This window comes from Paenochrobactrum pullorum (genome assembly GCF_041929845.1).
Lineage (GTDB): Bacteria > Pseudomonadota > Alphaproteobacteria > Rhizobiales > Rhizobiaceae > Paenochrobactrum > Paenochrobactrum pullorum.
This window is the reverse complement of the sequence record NZ_JBHEEH010000018.1, coordinates 18238-35633: the sequence shown is the minus strand read 5'-3', so window position 1 is coordinate 35633 and position 17396 is coordinate 18238. Positions and strand designations below refer to the sequence as shown.

Below are 17396 nucleotides of genomic sequence, written 5' to 3'. Positions count from 1 at the left end.
GAAGAACACCGAAAGCAGCTGGAAGGCTTAATAGATATTGAACGCGACCGCCGTATCAATGGCGGTTTTACGTTTCAAGATGTGTTCTATCAAATCCGTCCACAGGATCGTGAAAACATTGCCGGTGCCGCTGTGGCCGCACTTGCCGCAATCTCAGCCGGGGCAGCAGCCAAAGATTACCGTTGGCATGGTGGTGATAGTGATTTTCAATGGATTGCAGAAGACAATACGCTGCATCTGATGGATGCGCAGACCATGATTGTCTTTGGGCAAGCCGCAATGGCACATAAGCAGGCGATGATTTTTTCAGCGCGCGCGCTAAAGGATATGACTGAAATTCCAGCTGATTTTACAGATGAGCATTATTGGCCAATAGACAAGTCAAGGCCGGCTAATGCTTAAGGCTGGCCTTGAAGTTATTGTTATTTCTACAAATATGTGCCAAATATATATAAAGATATGATGAAAGTAGCATCTGGTTAATTAAGTTTTTTGAAAAATAATTATTACATAAATGTGATTTTAATTATTGAAATAAATAAAATCGCATTTATGTGGATCTTTTAAATAGATTTCTTCTTTAGTTTATAGGATCATTTTGCATAAACTTTATTAATTATTTCTTCTTTACGCCTAACATTTGAATGCTCATTTAGCGAGATTGTAGGTTCCAAATCTATGTTATGCTTTAGTTTTGACATTTGAGTTAATTCAAAGGAAGAACCGAGGGCTACTATAGATCCATGTTTAACTTTATAATAATCGGTTGGTGCCCTATATGCTCCATTTGATCCAGCACGTGAAGCCATGAGATGTGGATGAAATCTGGCAGTAATCATAAAATCAAGTCGAGAAACCGGTAAGTTTTCGAAAATCATGGTCTCTAGAGTTAATGCTGAAAAAAAAGGATACCGCTTGGCGATTTTCGCAAATTGAATGGCATCTTGAGGCGTGCAGAGCCAGAATTTATGGAGATCAAAACTTTCTATGAATCTCGGAGGTATGCGTTCTATAACTCTATCTGCGTCTTCATTGTTATAAAGGGAAACATGGAGAGTACGGTGATTGTGTACTGGAGTTATTGGCGTTACGGGTGTGATGAATGTATCATCAAGGCCATTATGAATAGCTTGCTTGCTATTGTCGTATTGCATGATGAAATCATATGATTCTTGATCTCGAACTTCGAAAACATCGAATGCCTCTAAAGCCCTTTCAAATATTGGACGGATATCATCTGGTGGGGTCTGTATAGGGGTTAGGCCAATCCCTGTAGCAATGAGCTTGCATCCATTTTTTTCTTTAAGAGCTAGTGCCAGCCCAAGATAAAAGGCATGTTTTGGCCATTTTGAGTTTATGTAGCCACCGCCATGAAGGTGAAATATACTGGCGGACATCAGGCGCTCTACCTCTTCAACAGGCATGCTTAGAAGTACGCCACTACGAAGAGCATTTGCACCGTCTCTAAAAGCTTCCCAGAAATCTGCAGACGAACGTGCAATTACATTACGTAACGCTCCAGAAAAGTGAACATTGGGAAAGCGATTGGAGAATAGTGAATTTAGAACTTTTGACCTCACGCCTGCGAACGTTACATCACTATATTGGCTCAGCTTATCTAGCCAGTATCTCGCCATTAATTCGTCCCCAAAATTTGGAACTCCGGCTCCCCCGGCTATATAGATCATTCTATGTACTCCTTGAGATTATTATATGACGTGGTTGGAGACTCTTTTATAGAGTGTAACAAAGTAAGGGGGATGCAGAGTCAAACTGCGTCAGTAATTGATTTAGTCCAAAGTAAGCGTTTTTTTTCTGTCCGCTCAGCATCTAATGCCGCCATTTCGAATGATGGATTTGCCGTCTCTAAGTCGGCATCAGTTCTCACAAATGCAGATCCAAGTGATAATAATGATCCATGTTTTACTGCGGAATAGTCGCCAATTGCTAAGAACTTTCCTCTACTACCTACTCGTGAAGCTATTAAGTGTGGATGGAATCTAGAGGTTACAACAAAATCCTTATTTCCTAATGGTAAGGGATTAAATATTAATTCTTTAACGTTCAATAAAGTGAATTGCGGATATTTCTTGATAAGATAATCGTACTGACCTAGGTCGTTTTTGTGACAGCACCAAAAATAATGTCTATCATATGATTCAATTAATTCTTTGGTTAGGCGACGATCTATTACTGCGTTACCCCATTTATTATTATGGAGTGCCACATGTATAGCGTTCCCTCCTAATGATACAGTTTGTACCGGAGAAAGGAAGGCATCATCAAGTCCTAAAATTGATCGTTCTCCTCCCCATTTTGTAGCGTAATTCCAGGAGTGAATATCCCTAAACTCTAGCATATCGAAAGCATTTAATGCTATTTTAAGACGATCTGCATCTTGTTGCGTTGAAGGCTCTATAGCCGGCGTGATTCCAAGCCCTGTGCCTATAATTAAACATCCTAATTTTTCTTTTATAGCAGCAGCAAAACCAAGGTAAAAACTATGCTTTGGCCACAGAGTGTTGATGTAACCACCCCCATGAAGATGAAAAATTGAAGTGTTCAAAATCCTCTCCATCTCATCACTTGAGAATTTGGGGTCTTCGTTTTTAAAAAAGTCAAATCCGCTATTAAATGCACTCCAAAAATCGTCTGCGCATTCGGTTTGTCGTTTGCTGAGCGCGTCCGTAAGGTGAACGTTCGGATATTTTGTGGAGAATAAATCGGTCAATGCATTTTTGTGATAGCCTGATAGAACAATATTTTTTGATGTTCGATCTTGGATGAAATCTAACCACTGTAGCGCCATTAATTCATCACCAAAATTTGGAGCGCCTGCCCCACCGTGTAAATAATAAGTGCCCAAAGTTAACCCTACCTTTTCGATGTATTCATTACCGTTAACTATGCATATAACATACTGGTTTCATTGAGTACATTATCTAAAAATTTGTGATTTTATTAGGTTTAATCAGATAATATGGTCTTATAATGATTGATTAAGTTAAGACCATATCATTCTACATCCAAGGAAAATTGAAATGGACAAAACCGTGCCAACTGGCGCGGCTATTCTGCTCGACTTCGTTCGTTTGATCGAAGTTGGCCGGACAGACCGCGCTTCATATGATATTATTTATGGTCGTAATCAGAGCAAATTACCAAAGCCGATTACTTCAATGACAATTGGTGAATTAGTTGATGCGCAGGCCAGCTTTACCAAGCGCTTTAAATCGTCTGCATCAGGTGGCTATCAGTTTATGAGGGCTACCTTGCAAGATTTAGCGCGTGATCTTGGGCTGCAAGGTACTCAAATCTTTGATCCGAATCTGCAAGATCGGCTTGCTTATCATCTGCTTAAACGGCGTGGCTATGAAGAATACATGGCTGGTAAAATTAGCCGCACTGAGTTTGGCAAGCGTCTTGCGCAAGAGTGGGCAAGTTTTCCCGTTCTGGCTGCTACTAAAGGAGCCCATCACAATCTACGGCGTGGTCAGTCATATTACATGGGTGATAAGCTCAATATGGCATTGGTTAAGCCAGAGCGTTTGGAGGGTATACTTGATCAGGTTCGTAAAGCTAAGCAGTCAGTACCAGATCCAGTTGTAGAAAGAGTGTCCGGCTCTGTTGATGCTGACAAACCGATCTTGAAAACAAAACGCTTCTGGTCCTGGCTTTCTGGCGGTGGCGCGGGCGCTGCAATGCCGTTTGTTGATTGGCGGGTGCAAATGGCCTTGTTAGTATTAGTGTTGGCCGTCACCACATATTCAATCCTAACTATGGATCAGGCACGTAAAAGGTTTGAGCGTGTCGTAAATAAGCTAATGGATGAGCTATGATCTGGCGGCTCATCCCCTCTTGGCTAAAGCTTGTATTGGCTGCCATCGTGGCGGCTATTTTTATAGGCGGGTTTGCCTATCAGGTCGGTAAATATTCGGTATGGCAGCGGGGTGTCGTTCTTCAACTCAAAGATGATCTCAAAATAGAGCGAAAAAGGAGCAAGGACGATGCGAAAGCGCGTAATTTTTCGGATTATGATTTTTGTATGCACGCTCTTCATAGTCGGGGGGTGCGATCACGTGAAGAATGCGAGCAATTGCGCTGGCTGGAGGCAGAATAATGTTTCAGCGGAAGGGCTGGTTGCCTTGATCAAGATTGATCGCTTAGCAGCTGAGCGTATCGAAGGTAATGATCAAAATGGCAGACGGATTGGGTGCTGGTGATCGCTCTAGTCGTAAAAGGTTCTTTAAATAGGCATTTTTGTGAAGTGTAGTATTAGTGAACTCGCTGGTACAATTACCTGTAGTGATTTTTTGCGATAATTTTTTAAATGGAGGTTTGGATTAATTTGGTAGGTTAATATACTAACTTTAAAATTAATTCGTCTAATTATATCGCTATTAAATTTATAAGATTATTTTATATTAATATTGGCGTGTTGCTTTTTTTTAAATTGCAACACGCCAATTTATATTTCTTTTAAATAGAGAATACTTCTTTTAATACTTTTTGCGTCGATTTTCCGTCTTCGTATTTGCAAAATAAAGATCGAAAATTTTGATTTTCAATTTTTGAACTGTGATCGTTGTACTTTTCTTCTTTTAAAATTGTTATGAGTTCGTCAAAATTATTAGCTGTAGTTGACGGTAATAATTCTCGAATATCAACGTATAACCCTCGTTCTGCTTTGTACTCTTCGTAATCGTAAGTATACAAAATTATTGGTTTTTTTGTATTTGCATAATCTACAGATATGGAGGAGTAGTCAGTTATTAGGATATCCGCTATAGTCAGGATATCATTGGTTACAGGGTAGGTCGAAACGTCAATGACATTTTGATTATTGATGGTACCAGACTTAGTAAAATAATGCCCTCTTAATAATAGGACAAAATTATCGCCAAGCGCCTCTACAACTTTGACTGGATTGAATATCTCATCGACATAAAACTCTTTGTTTCGGCGTGAAGTTCTAAAAGTTGGTGCATATAATGCAATTTTTTTACCATCAGGTATTTTGAATTTTTTTCTTAGGTTGGATAGTTCATTATCTTTTGCATGGTAGAACTGATCATTTGATGGGTAGCCGACCTCTAAGACCTTGTAATTATAAGGGTAAGCTTGGCGCCATACACTACTTGAGTGATCGTTACTCGACAAAATAAAATCCCAGATCCGGGTGTTTAAGGTCAAGCGCCACCAATTCATGGCTTTGGGCTGAATTTTTCTCTGATCTAAACCCATATATTTAAAAGGAGTGCCATGCTGAGTTTGAAGCATAATCATGTTAGATTTTTTAATAAAATTATCCGGAAAAGCTGAGTTGGTAACTAGATATTGAGATGTCGCCATATACCAATATCCTTTAAGGGAGGAGCGCCCAACGCGATTTAGATTTTTTACAGAACTTACTCCGTCACGTCTAAGCATGAAGGCACAGTCAAATTGTTTATATTGCTGTAAAGCTTTATAGAGAGTTAAAGGGTTTCCGTCTGTTTTATGACCCCAAAATGAGTCAAACAGCACTCTATTTTTCTTTACTGGAAACTTCACAAGAACATTGGTGTATAACACCTCCAAAAAACGATGCTTTTTGGGGCTACAGTATTTATGTATACGTTCTGCATATGGCGTGAAGTATTTCTTTTTTAGGCGTTCTGTTAACCGTAGGGCTTTATACAGAGGATAAATTCCTAAAGATGCAACTTTTTCCCTTATTTTATGGTTTGGAGCATGGGCATATACTCCATTGTTAGCTAGCAATTTATCATAGCGCTTTAATGTTTTATATGCGAGTTTTAAAAACTTACCTTCCTTACCAACGGGAACACGTCCCCCCAAGTGAATTGTGGCAAACATTTGGTGGCGCGAGTAATTCCGCAGCGGAATCCCATAATCTTCTATCAAGTTTGGATTGTCTTCTAAGAAGGAAATAATCCCATTGTGCTGCGTGATTGAATCAAAATGTTTCATATCTGTTGAGCGCAAAATAGATCCAGGGCGCTGCCTATAGAAAACTAATTGTGCTTGGGTAACATAGACTGAGGACGCCAACAGAATACATTGCATATTCCATACTATATCTTCGTAGTATAGTTGAGGAAATGTAAGTTTATTATGATCAATAAATGATTTTTTATAAACTTTATTCCAGGCGACGCCAAAATTCTTTAACAGCTGAGCTCGTTCTTGTGTTCTGTTGCGCCAACCATCATTAAGTTGTTTTCTTTGTGGATTTGCTTCAAGGCGAGCATCTTGATGATAACGCAGGAAATCAATAATAACTAGCTCTGGTTTTGAAGAGCTGATTATAGGAAAAACGGTATTAAGCATCTGCTCTGAATACCAATCATCTCCATCTAAGAACATAAAATATTCGCCTTTGGCGTGGCGCATTCCTATGTTTCGTCCCTCTCCAAGGCCTACGTTAGCCTCATTTTCAATGATTTTAAATAAATTCTCATTTCCACGTATAGTGCGCCTGATTAACTCGCCGGTTCTATCCGTTGACGCATTATGGACGACGATGATTTCGTAGTCCGAAAAATCCGGATTAATGCAACTATTTAATGCTTGTTCGATATAGTTTTCATTATTCCAAGTGACAATAATTATGGACAGCTTCATATTTAACTCATGGTTGTTCGTTAAGTGCGGGGTATATTTGTTTATATTTATGCGTCAGTTGTATCCGTTAGGATTCTTGGATATCCAATTCCATGTGTCTTTGCATATTGTTTCTAGATTTTTTGTTGCTTTCCAATCGAGCAATTGTGCAGCATAAGTGGGATCAGCATAATACTCAGCAACATCTCCTGGTCGTCGCTCAGCAATCTTATAATTGATTTTTCTATTGGATATACGCTCGAAATTACTAATGACTTCTAATACGCTTGAACCAGAGCCAGTTCCTAAATTGATAAACTCACATTGAGGTTTTTTTAGCTGTTTAAGAGCGCTTATATGTCCCGCGGCCAAGTCTTCAACATGTATGTAATCGCGAATACCTGTGCCATCTGGTGTGGGGTAGTCATTTCCCCATATATTTAGGTACTCTCGCTTACCGGCTGCAACTTGTGTAATAAACGGCATTAAATTGTTTGGTATACCTTTGGGATCCTCACCTATTAGACCACTTTCATGTGCCCCGACTGGATTAAAGTATCTAAGAATGCTTATTTTCCAACTAGGATCACTATTGAACAAACTGCTAAGAATTTGTTCAACCATAAGCTTAGTTTGACCGTAAGGACTCATCGGGTATAATGGATGTTGTTCTGTAAAAGGTAAGCTTTGAGGGATTCCGTAAACTGTTGCTGAGGAACTAAAGATAAATTTCCTAACTCCAACACTTTTCATTACTTGCAATAGCTTTAGAGTGCCATTCACATTATACTCATAATAAAGTAGTGGATTTTCTGTAGATTCGCCGACTGCTTTCAATCCTGCAAAATGTATTACAGCGTCGCAATCATGCTTTATTAGTATAGATTTTACTATCTCTTGATCACGGACGTCACCCGCAATATGAGGAGGGCGTATGCCTGTTATTTTTTCAATTCTGTTAATAACCTCGTGGTGACTATTTTCAAAATTATCAAAAATTACTACTTTATACCCATCCTTGATAAGTTGGATTGCAGTGTGTGATCCAATATAACCAGCCCCACCCGTAATCAATATGGACATTGTTTCTCTCCTACAATCATTAAAAATGCTAATTTCTTACGAGGGATCGAATAGAATTTCGTCATTAACCTTACCGAAGTGCTTACTAGATACGCATGACATGCTTAACTTACGAGAGTTAATTCGCAGTTTGATTATATTCTGTAAGGCTGCTTTCCATATGGTCGCAAGGCTTACTGATTATATGTTATTAATGGTCTTTTAGGGTGTTTTTATTTTCTGAAACAGCTAACGTTAATAATTAGATTGTCAAATTTTATTTTTTGAATCTAGTCATTCTCTAGTCTGCTAGCTTTTATATATAATGTGTGATATTTCAAAATTTTGTTACGTTTTTGTGACTTGCTTTGATTTTACCGCACGTTAGAAGGAAAGTTGGATGAAAGTGCCTAATTCTGCGGGAGTTATCCTAACGTATGGAACGTTTGATATATTTCATGCAGGTCATGTCAATATTTTGAGGCGTGCTCGCGAACTTGGTAGTAAACTAATCGTTGCTGTTTCAACTGATGAATTTAATGCCCTCAAAGGAAAAAAGTCGCTCTTTAGCTACGAAGAACGCAAGCTTATTGTTGAGTCCTCAAAATACGTTGATCTTGTTATTCCCGAAGAAAATTGGGAGCAGAAGATTGAGGATGTGAAGCGTTATAATGTTTCCACTTTTGTAATGGGACATGATTGGGCAGGAAAATTTGATTTTCTAAAGCCTCATTGTGACGTTATTTATTTAGACCGCACTCCAATTATATCTTCAACATATTATAAAAATGCTATTCATGCGCCTGCCGCTTGAGGCTTTATAATTTTTAATATTTTTACAACAGCTCGTTTAGTGTACTAATCGGGCTGCTTTATTATTTCCTATTGTTATTAAAGTTATTAAATTTATAGCGGAAGATTTTTGACCTATAATAATTTTTTATGTCCATTCTCATTAGAAGAATTGACTTTTTAAAATTATCAAGCACGCAAAGAGTTTAAGAACAGTGGTTCGTTTTAGTTGAAAATACGGTGTGAAAACGTCACCCGTATTGTTACACTATATGTAGCACAATTTGTTTTTATATTATAAATTATCCAACCAATTCAATTGGTGCGGTGTTAATTGGATGCCGACCACCCGCACATTTTTAGTGCATGTACAACTTCTTTAAGCAATGTTGCATTATGTCCACGTGACTGAATTATGTTAGTCTCTACTTGGTATAAAAAGGCGGCCATTATGACCGCCTATTTTAAAAGTCAATCTGCCCTTCCAGCTGTTGTTTCTAGTCCGCGATTGGCACGCCAGACTGGGTCCGGACGTGACCAAAGAGCTGGATTCTTGATCGCATCAGCCAGTGCTTTGGCTTGAATAGCGAGGAATTTTTCGCCTTTTTCAGCACTCGCCAGACGCGGGTCGCCCCATGTGCCGGTGATCGGTGCACGTTCCGAGAAAGAGTAAAAGCGTGAGAATCCGTCCGGCGCATGCACAGGCTCTGGTGCTTGCTGCATAGCTTCGTCCAGCTTGTCGGCTTTCACACAATCACCGGCAATCGCCATCATCACTGAAGTTTCACCCTCACAAGCATGTTTTGGGGCTGTGTCGGATTCAAAGATGGCAGCAGTTTCTTTTGGTGCCAGGAACCACGGCGTGGTGGCAACAATTGGCAGATCATAAGTCACCGCCAGTTCACGCACTGCGACAGCCAACGGATCAACATTGCCGCCATGCCCATTGACAATCAAGAGCCTTGCAAAGCCGAGCGCTTTCAGAGATTTGACGATACCGCGCAGCATGGCTTCATAAGCCTGATAATCAACGGTGATCGTGCCGCCGAAAGGTAGATGATGTTCGCTCATGCCAAGCCAAAGGCCTGGCAGAACGGCAACAGGCACATCTTCTGCCACCAGTTTGGCGGCGCGGATGGCGGCGGCACTGGCGCTCGCTGTATCGGTGATAACCGGCAGATGGGGCCCGTGCTGTTCCAGCGAGCCTACAGGCAGGATAGCCAGTGCATTGCCGCGTTCTGCGATGCTGCGCAGATCAGGGGCGGTCATACGCGCCCATTCAACTTCAATCGACATTTTTTGTGTTCCCGTTGTTAGGCGATTACAGGCCAAGGTTTTTGTGCAGGACGCATATCTTCATAGGCTTTCGCCATGCGAAGTACGCCCAGATCATCAAAGCGCTGTCCGAAAATTTGCAAACCAATTGGCAAGCCATCATTCGTGTAGCCGCAATTGACCGAAATGGCCGGTTGCTCCGACATATTCATCGCAACTGTGAAAGCGATATGCTCAAACGGCTTTTGCGGATCATTGACCGGTGACGCCCAATGTGCCGGATAGGTCGGCATTGGCGCGGTTGGCGAAATGATAAAGTCGAAGTTTTCGGAAGCTTTGAGGCAGGCGTAACGCATCGCATCCATCTGCGCAAAGCCGGTATAGACTTCCTGACCATCCAGTTCCTTGGCGGTTTCTGTCCATGCGAAAATATAGGCTAAGATTTTTTCCTGATTTTCGCGGCTCATTTTTGACACATCACTCCAAGAGCGTGCACGCCAGAATCGATCCAGACCATCAATCATGGTGCGATTAAGGAACGGCTCAATCGGCTCGACAATGGCACCAGCATCGGCAAAGAGTTTTGCAGCCGTTTCTACGGCTGCTTTCACCTGTGGCTGAACTGGTTCGCCAAAGCCAGCATCCAGCCAGAGACCGATTTTTTTGCCTCTAAGATCGATGTCCAGATCCATCCAAGGCAGCTCCTGATAAGGCAGGCTCATGCCGTCGCGGCGGTCTGGCAAGGACAGAACAGACATATAAAGTGCGCTATCGGCAACGGTGCGGGTCATTGGCCCTGCAACACGGCCCAAAAAGGCCGGATCAAGCGGGATACGGCCGAATGAAGGCTTCAAGCCGACTACACCGCACCAACCGGCAGGCAGGCGGATGGAGCCGCCAATATCTGTGCCAATATGTAATGGGCCATAACCGGCAGCCGCAGCAGAACCGGCACCGGCACTGGAGCCGCCCGGATTGGTGTCCAGGTTCCAAGGGTTGCGGGCCAGCTCATGGAAGCTGGAAAGACCGGAGGACAACATGCCTAAATCCGGCATGGTGGTTTTACCCAAAATCACACCACCGGCTTCGCGGGTGCGGGCAGCAGCGGGTGCATCTTTGACCGCTGGTGTCATATCGGAAGCGGCACAGCCAAGCGGCACGGCGGTGCCTTTGGTGGCTATATTTTCTTTGATCGTCAGCGGTACACCATCAATGGCACCGGCAGGCGCGCCTTGCATCCAGCGGGCTTCAGACTGCTTGGCAGCTTCACGCGCAGCGGATGGGTCAAACGCCCACATCGCATGCAGCGATGGCTCGTAAGCCTCAATACGGGTGATAACCGCTTCTGTAACATCGACAGGAGAAAGGTCTTTGGATTTATAGGCCGTAACAAGTTCAACAGCGGACAGATCAGCAAGATTTGTCATGGTTTCTCCTCAAAAACATGGATGTAAATGTCAGGCAAAATGGCAGCGGGCATACCAGCCTTGCTGGATTGTTTTTTGTTTCGGGTCTTGTTGCAGGCAGATCGCCTGAGCCATCGGGCAGGCTGGCGCATAAGCGCATCCCTGACCGGTGGATTCGGTGTGCACGGCAACCACATGTTCACCCGCAGCTTTAGATCTTTTGCGCCGTCCCGAAAATGGTTTCGGCACCGCATTGACCAATGCTTGCGTGTAAGGATGGCGTGGATTGTCAAAGACCGTATTGGTCGGGCCTTCTTCGACAATACGCCCCAGATGCATCACGGCGACACGGTCGGTAATCACACGCACAACGCCCAAATCATGGCTGATGAAGAGATAAGACAGACCGAATTTGTCTTGCAAATCCATCATCAGATTGAGCACTTGCGCCTGAATGGAAACGTCGAGCGCGGAAACCGGCTCATCGGCCACGATCAGGGCAGGGCGGGTAATCAATGCCCGCGCAATGGCAATACGCTGGCGCTGACCGCCGGAAAATTCATGCGGATATTTGTCCGCTGATGCAGGGGGCAGGCCGACTGCTTCCAAAACCTCTTGCACACGCGCTTTGCGCTTAGCCGCAGAGATATTGCCTTCCAGCGAATTGATCGGCTCGCTGATGATACGCTGTACGGTGTGGCGCGGATCAAGCGAACCATATGGATCTTGGAAAATCGCTTGAAACTGTTTGCGGGCTTCGCGCATGGCTGCGCGATCAAGCGCATAAATATCCTGATCCTGAATGAGGACTTGGCCGGATTGCGGTGGCTCCAATCCCATCACGGCACGGGCAAGGGTGGATTTACCTGATCCGCTTTCACCGACAATCCCTAAGCTTTCACGCGGGTTCAGCTCAATGCTAACCCCATGTAAAACGCGTAAATGTTTAGGTGCAGAAAAGATCGAATGGCGCGGCATCGGATATTCGCGCACAACATCTTTAACCTGAAGTAGTGGTTTACTCATGCCACGACCTCATCTTCACGTGGGAAAAAACAAGCGACTTTATGGGCGGCTTCATTATTGTCGCCGAATGGTAGTAAAGGCGGCACAAGTTCACGGCATTTGGCTTCAACGAATGAGCAGCGGTCAGAAAATGTGCAGTTTTGTTTGCGGTGCAACGGATCAGGCACCACGCCCGGAATAGCGGCCAGACGCTGACGGCTGCGGCTGCCATCTTTGGTGGTTAAAGCCGCACCATGCGGCGAGGCGGCAAAAAGGCCACGCGCATAAGGATGCGCCATACGGCGGAATACGTCTTGTGTGCTACCTGTTTCAACAATGCGTCCGGCATACATCACGGCAAGTTTGTCGGTCATTTCCGACACAACGCCCAGATCATGGGTAATCAGCATCAAAGCGGTGCCGGTTTCATCGACGAGATCATCAAGCAGATCAAGAATTTGTGCCTGAACGGTCACATCCAACGCGGTGGTCGGCTCATCGGCAATCAGCAAATCAGGTTCACAGGCAATCGCCATTGCAATCATCACGCGCTGGCGCTGACCACCTGAAAGCTGATGCGGATAAAGATCAAGACTGAAGCGTGGGCCCGGCAGACCGACACGGTCAAGCAATTGGCGGGCTTTGGCTTCGGCGTCGGCACGGTTTTCGCCCAAATGCAGACGGCGGCCTTCGGTGATTTGCGAACCAATGGTTTTGACTGGATTAAGGGCGGTCATCGGCTCTTGGAAAATCATCGCAGCACGACGACCGCGCATAGTGCAGCGCTCACTCTCCGACATGGTGGTGAGGTCTTTACCATCAAAACGCAAAGTGCCATTGACCTGCATCCGGTCGGGCAGCAAGCCCATCACCGCCAAAGCAGTAATGGATTTGCCGGAACCACTTTCGCCGACAATGCCTAAACGGTCGCCGCGATTAAGTGTCATGGTGATGTCGGTGAGAATATTGACCTGACGTGAACCGATAGGCAGGCTCACATTCATCTGGTTAATTTCGAGCAGGCTCATCTTTGCCTCCTGACGCGTGGGTCAAGCGTATCGCGCAAGCCGTCGCCAAGCATATTGAGGCCAAGAACCGCAAATGTAATGGCAAGGCCGGGGAAAATCGCAAGCCACGGCGCATCGTAAATATAAGTCTGGGCATCATTGAGCATTTTTCCCCAGCTTGGCATGGGCGGCTGGGTGCCAAGGCCGACATAAGAAAGACCGGCTTCGGCAACAATGGCGAGCGCAAACTGAATGGTTGCCTGCACAATCAACACATGGCCGATATTGGGTAAAACGTGATCAAGCGTTATGGCAATGTCGCCGCGCCCTGCACAGCGCGCCGCCATCACATATTCACGCTTCCACAAGCCCAACGAAGCACCGCGTGTAACACGGGCAAAAACCGGAATGTTGAAAATACCGATGGCGATCATCGCATTCACTGCACCGGGGCCAAAAATGGCGGTGATGATAACGGCGGTTAACAGGGATGGAAACGCAAAGGCCAGATCGGTCGAGCGCATGATGATGCCGTCGATAAAGCCGCCGCGTGCGGCTGCATAAGAGCCAAGCGGAATACCGATGCCGGCACCAACGGCAACAGCAATGATGGAAACAGCGATAGAATTGCGCGCTCCCACCATAATCATCGAAAAGACATCGCGGCCAAAGGCATCGGTGCCGAACCAATGGACACTGCTTGGCCCTTGCAATTTGTCTTTAATGTTGAGGCCGGTGGGGGAAAACGGCGTCCAGATATAAGAAATCAGTGCCATCGCAATGAGCAGGCCGGTGACGATACAGCCGATCATCAGGCTGCGGCTCAAGCCAATGCCGGAAAGCACTTTGCCGATTTTGGATTGGGTTACGGTCACGTCGCTCATCAGTGACCTCCCGTTGAAAGGCGCGGATCAAGGAAGCCGTAAGCCAGATCAACCAGAAAATTGACGGTAATCACGCTGGCCGCTAAAAGCGTGACCAAGGATTGCACGGTGATGAGATCGCGCTGCGCGATGGATTGGAAAATCAACCGGCCAACGCCCGGCAGATTGAAAACATTCTCGATAATGATGGTACCTGCCAGAAGAAATGAAAACTGCAAGCCGATGATGGTAACAACCGGGATTAGCGCATTGGGAACGGCGTGTTTCCAAAGGGCGGCACTGCGCGGTAAGCCTTTCGCGCGTGCCGTGCGGATGAAGTCTTCGCCTAAAGTTTCAATGACGGCCGAGCGGGTGACGCGTGCCAAAATGGCGGCAAGCGGCAGAGCCAGCGCAACAGCTGGCAAAATCAGCGAGCGTAACCCCTTCCACAAGCCATCTTCCCAGCCACCAAAGCCGGAAGCCGGAAACCAGCCAAGCTGCAAAGCAAAAAGCAAAATCAACAGCAGCCCGAGCCAGAAATTAGGAATAGCAACACCCACTTGAGCCGCACCCATACCAGCGACATCAAAAGCCTTGCCGCGCTTGGAGGCGGCGATAACGCCGAGCGGAATGGCGATAATCACGGAAATGCCCATTGCCAGAACTGCGAGCGGCAATGTGACAAGAATACGTGGCCCTAGCAATTCGCTGATTGGCACAGAATAAGTATAGCTGACACCGAAATCACCGACGACAAAACCGGAAATCCACGACAGATAACGCGACCATAAAGGCGCATCGAGGCCGAGCTGCTTTTGCAGCGCTGCCAGTGTTTCAGGCTGCGCATTAATGCCAAGCATAACTGCTGCCGGATCGCCCGGCAAAACCTGCATCAGCAAAAAAACGATCACTGAGGCAGCAAGGGTCGTGAGTATTAATGAGACAAAACGTCCAGAAATATAACTCAGCAAATTTTGTCTCCCGTTTTTTAATCCCTCCCGCCTTTGCCATTTGCAATGACGGGAGGGATAATTTTATTATTCTATAACTTTTCGTTTTATCGCATTATCCGACGCAAAACCGTTTCACACTTTTGCTGGAAATGCTCTAATCAGCCCAGTAAGCGGCGGTCAGATCATTTGCCGGCAATGGCAGATTTTTCCAAACGCCTTGTACTTTCTTGTTCCAGACACCGATTTTTGGCAGTGCATAGAGGAAAATATTTGGCTCGTCTTCCGCGAGTTTCCGCTGCAACTGGCCTAGCAATTCCAGTTGTTTTGCTTCATCTGTGGTTTCCGTATAGGTCTTATAAAGAGCGCTATATTCCGGATTTTTATAGTTGAAGTAGTATTTATCGCGGGCGTAAATATCGAGGTCGCGTGCTTCGGTGTGACCGATAATGGTCGCTTCATAATCTGCTCGTTTGAAAACCTGATCGAGCCACTGGGCAAATTCCATCGGAACCAGATTAACCTGCAGGCCGATCTCGGCAAGCATGGCTGCAATGATTTCCCCACCCCGGCGGGAATAGGCCGGAGGCGGCAGAGTGATGGTAAAGCTTGTGCCTTCCGCAACGCCTGCTTCTTTTAAGAGTTCTTTTGCCTTCGCAACATCATATGGGTAAACCTCGGTCAGATCGATGTAACCTGGTTCTGCCGGTGTGGAATGAGAACCGATGGCGGTGCCATAGCCGGACGAAACAGCATCAATGAAAGCATCGCGGTCAATCGCATGTGCCAGAGCCTGACGGAATTTGACATTGTCAAATGGTGCGCGCTCATTATTGAGTGACATTACAACTTTACCAGCGGTGCTGCCCACTTCGACATGCAGATTTTCATCGCTCTTGAAGCGGTTGAGCAATTCCGGCGCCTGAAACTCTGCAAAGAGATCAATGTCGCCAGCCATGACTGCTGCGGCAGCCGCTGACGGATCACTGATGAAGCGGAAGGTGACGCCTTCAAGCTTGGCAGGTGTGCCCCAGTAATCAGAGTTCTTTTCAAACTCGACGCGGTCACCTTGTACCCAGCGCTTGAATTTGAAAGGACCGGTGCCGACCGGATTGGTTTTGTTGTTTTCAGCCGACTGCTTGCCGATCATCACAGCATCACCCCAACCCATACCGAACAAGAAGTTCGAGGCCGGACGTTTAAGTGTTACCACAGCAGTAGCAGGATCAGGGCATTCGGTTGATGCGATTGGTTCAAACAAGCCTTTTTGGGCATTGGTTGAATCTTCCGCCATCGCACGTTCATAGGAGAACTTGACGATGGAGCAGTCAAAAGCCTCGCCGTCGTGGAACTTCACGCCTTCACGCAGTTTGAACGTGTAGGTGAGGTTGTCCGGCGAAATGGTCCAGCTTTCAGCCAAGGCTGGCTGAATGGAGCCGTCTTCGGCAATACGTACCAGACCTTCATAAAGGTTGGCATAAGTCACGCGGCGGATGGCGGATGCAGCATTGGCTGTTGGATCGAGACCCGGAGGCTCAAGCACCTCACCCACCACCAGATGATCTTTGGCGAAAGCGCCGTTGATGGATGCCAGCATGGCCGCGGAGACCAGACCGGCAAATAGTTTTTTGTTCATTATGCCCTCCCTTATAATCGTTGTTTTAGGCCACAAAATTAAATCGAACGTCCACCGTCCACATCTAACGCAACACCGGTAACCATGCTAGCCTGTGGTGAGCACAGATATGCCGCAGCTTCGGCCAGATCTTCCGGCTTGAGCAGACGGCCAAGCGGAATGGATGCACGGAATTTAGCACGAATTTCTTCCGAGTCTTCACCCATAAAGGTGGTCAGAAGCGGTGTTTCGCCAGCAACCGGATTAAGCGCATTAACACGAATGTTGAATGCCGCCAGTTCAATCGCCAATGCTTTGGTAACGCTTACAACCCAGCCTTTGGTGGCATTGTACCATGCAAGATTTGGACGCGGACGGTTGGCACCTGTCGAGGCGATATTGAGAATAACGCCTTCACCATTTTCTTTGAAATGCGGGATAATGGCGCGTGCAGCCAGATAGATACCGCGAATATTCACACCGATGATACGGTCAAATTCGTCTGGTTCCACCAATTCGGCATTTTGCGGTTTATGGCCAATACCGGCATTGTTGACGAGAATATCGATACGGCCGAATTTTTCGATTGTTGCAGCAATGGCTGCGTTGACATCGGCTTCTTTGGAAATGTCGGCAGCAATTGCAATGACGTTGGAGCCGATTTCCTGGGCTACACGTTTGGCACCTGCTTCGTCACGGTCAACAACAGCAACTTGGGCACCGCCTTCAGCAAAGCGCTTGGCCATACCTTCACCAAAACCTGAGCCTGCACCGGTGATCAGGGCGATTTTACCTTTAAGAGACATAATCTCTTC

At 45.7% G+C, this 17396-nt stretch carries 16 protein-coding genes; 4 read left to right on the top strand and 12 right to left on the bottom strand.

Going from position 1 to position 17396, the window contains the following annotated elements; translation table 11 throughout:
* The coding region (locus tag JNC77_RS15845) for a DUF4376 domain-containing protein (protein ID WP_374834251.1) at window positions 1-402 on the top strand (402 nt) is incomplete at its 5' end.
* A 191-nt stretch (window positions 403-593) separates the two neighbouring features.
* Here the strand turns inward: JNC77_RS15845 and JNC77_RS15840 are convergent.
* Both JNC77_RS15840 and JNC77_RS15835 read right to left on the bottom strand, forming a co-directional pair.
* Window positions 594-1688 (bottom strand): polysaccharide pyruvyl transferase family protein, encoded by a 1095-nt coding sequence (locus tag JNC77_RS15840; RefSeq protein WP_374834249.1) that lies wholly within the window; start codon window positions 1686-1688, stop codon window positions 594-596.
* A gap of 80 nt (window positions 1689-1768) precedes the next feature.
* Window positions 1769-2866: a polysaccharide pyruvyl transferase family protein gene (locus JNC77_RS15835; RefSeq protein WP_374834247.1), complete on the bottom strand. Its 1098-nt coding sequence runs from the start codon at window positions 2864-2866 to the stop codon at window positions 1769-1771.
* 175 nt (window positions 2867-3041) lie between these two features.
* Here JNC77_RS15835 and JNC77_RS15830 point away from each other — a divergent pair, with 175 nt between their 5' ends.
* Window positions 3042-3839: a lysozyme family protein gene (locus JNC77_RS15830; protein ID WP_374834245.1), complete on the top strand. Its 798-nt coding sequence runs from the start codon at window positions 3042-3044 to the stop codon at window positions 3837-3839.
* Window positions 3836-4120 carry a hypothetical protein gene (locus JNC77_RS15825; protein ID WP_374834243.1) on the top strand — a complete coding sequence of 95 codons (285 nt, stop codon included), beginning with the start codon at window positions 3836-3838 and terminating at the stop codon, window positions 4118-4120. The genes JNC77_RS15830 and JNC77_RS15825 overlap by 4 nt, the downstream gene beginning before the upstream one ends.
* Window positions 4121-4479: 359 nt before the next feature.
* On the opposite strand, the gene JNC77_RS15820 is transcribed toward JNC77_RS15825, so the two are convergent.
* Window positions 4480-6627: a bifunctional glycosyltransferase/CDP-glycerol:glycerophosphate glycerophosphotransferase gene (locus JNC77_RS15820; protein ID WP_374834241.1), complete on the bottom strand. Its 2148-nt coding sequence runs from the start codon at window positions 6625-6627 to the stop codon at window positions 4480-4482.
* 54 nt (window positions 6628-6681) lie between these two features.
* Window positions 6682-7689: a UDP-glucose 4-epimerase GalE gene (gene galE / locus JNC77_RS15815; RefSeq protein ID WP_374834239.1), complete on the bottom strand. Its 1008-nt coding sequence runs from the start codon at window positions 7687-7689 to the stop codon at window positions 6682-6684.
* A 379-nt stretch (window positions 7690-8068) separates the two neighbouring features.
* On the opposite strand from galE, the gene tagD reads away from it, so the two are divergent.
* Window positions 8069-8482, top strand: a complete 414-nt coding sequence (gene tagD, locus JNC77_RS15810) for a glycerol-3-phosphate cytidylyltransferase (RefSeq protein WP_374834237.1) — start codon at window positions 8069-8071, stop codon at window positions 8480-8482.
* Window positions 8483-8931: 449 nt separating this feature from the next.
* Here the strand turns inward: tagD and JNC77_RS15805 are convergent, their stop codons facing one another.
* From JNC77_RS15805 to JNC77_RS15770, 8 genes are all read right to left on the bottom strand, one after another.
* Window positions 8932-9756 carry a creatininase family protein gene (locus tag JNC77_RS15805; protein ID WP_374834235.1) on the bottom strand — a complete coding sequence of 275 codons (825 nt, stop codon included), beginning with the start codon at window positions 9754-9756 and terminating at the stop codon, window positions 8932-8934.
* A 17-nt stretch (window positions 9757-9773) separates the two neighbouring features.
* Window positions 9774-11162, bottom strand: a complete 1389-nt coding sequence (locus tag JNC77_RS15800; RefSeq protein WP_374834233.1) for an amidase — start codon at window positions 11160-11162, stop codon at window positions 9774-9776.
* Between the two features lie 30 nt (window positions 11163-11192).
* Window positions 11193-12167 (bottom strand): ABC transporter ATP-binding protein, encoded by a 975-nt coding sequence (locus JNC77_RS15795; protein WP_374834231.1) that lies wholly within the window; start codon window positions 12165-12167, stop codon window positions 11193-11195.
* Window positions 12164-13174: an ABC transporter ATP-binding protein gene (locus JNC77_RS15790; RefSeq protein WP_374834229.1), complete on the bottom strand. Its 1011-nt coding sequence runs from the start codon at window positions 13172-13174 to the stop codon at window positions 12164-12166. The genes JNC77_RS15795 and JNC77_RS15790 overlap by 4 nt, the downstream gene beginning before the upstream one ends.
* The gene (locus JNC77_RS15785; protein ID WP_374834227.1) at window positions 13171-14037 is read right to left on the bottom strand and encodes an ABC transporter permease; all 867 of its coding nucleotides are present in this window, start codon (window positions 14035-14037) and stop codon (window positions 13171-13173) included. The genes JNC77_RS15790 and JNC77_RS15785 overlap by 4 nt, the downstream gene beginning before the upstream one ends.
* Complete coding sequence (locus JNC77_RS15780; protein ID WP_374834225.1) at window positions 14037-14987, bottom strand: ABC transporter permease; 951 nt, start codon at window positions 14985-14987, stop codon at window positions 14037-14039. Before JNC77_RS15780 ends, JNC77_RS15785 begins: the two co-directional genes overlap by 1 nt.
* A gap of 136 nt (window positions 14988-15123) precedes the next feature.
* On the bottom strand, window positions 15124-16602 hold the full coding sequence (locus tag JNC77_RS15775) for an ABC transporter substrate-binding protein (RefSeq protein WP_374834223.1): 1479 nt from the start codon (window positions 16600-16602) through the stop codon (window positions 15124-15126).
* A gap of 38 nt (window positions 16603-16640) precedes the next feature.
* The gene (locus tag JNC77_RS15770) at window positions 16641-17387 is read right to left on the bottom strand and encodes a glucose 1-dehydrogenase (protein ID WP_374834221.1); all 747 of its coding nucleotides are present in this window, start codon (window positions 17385-17387) and stop codon (window positions 16641-16643) included.
* Window positions 17388-17396 lie beyond the last annotated feature (9 nt).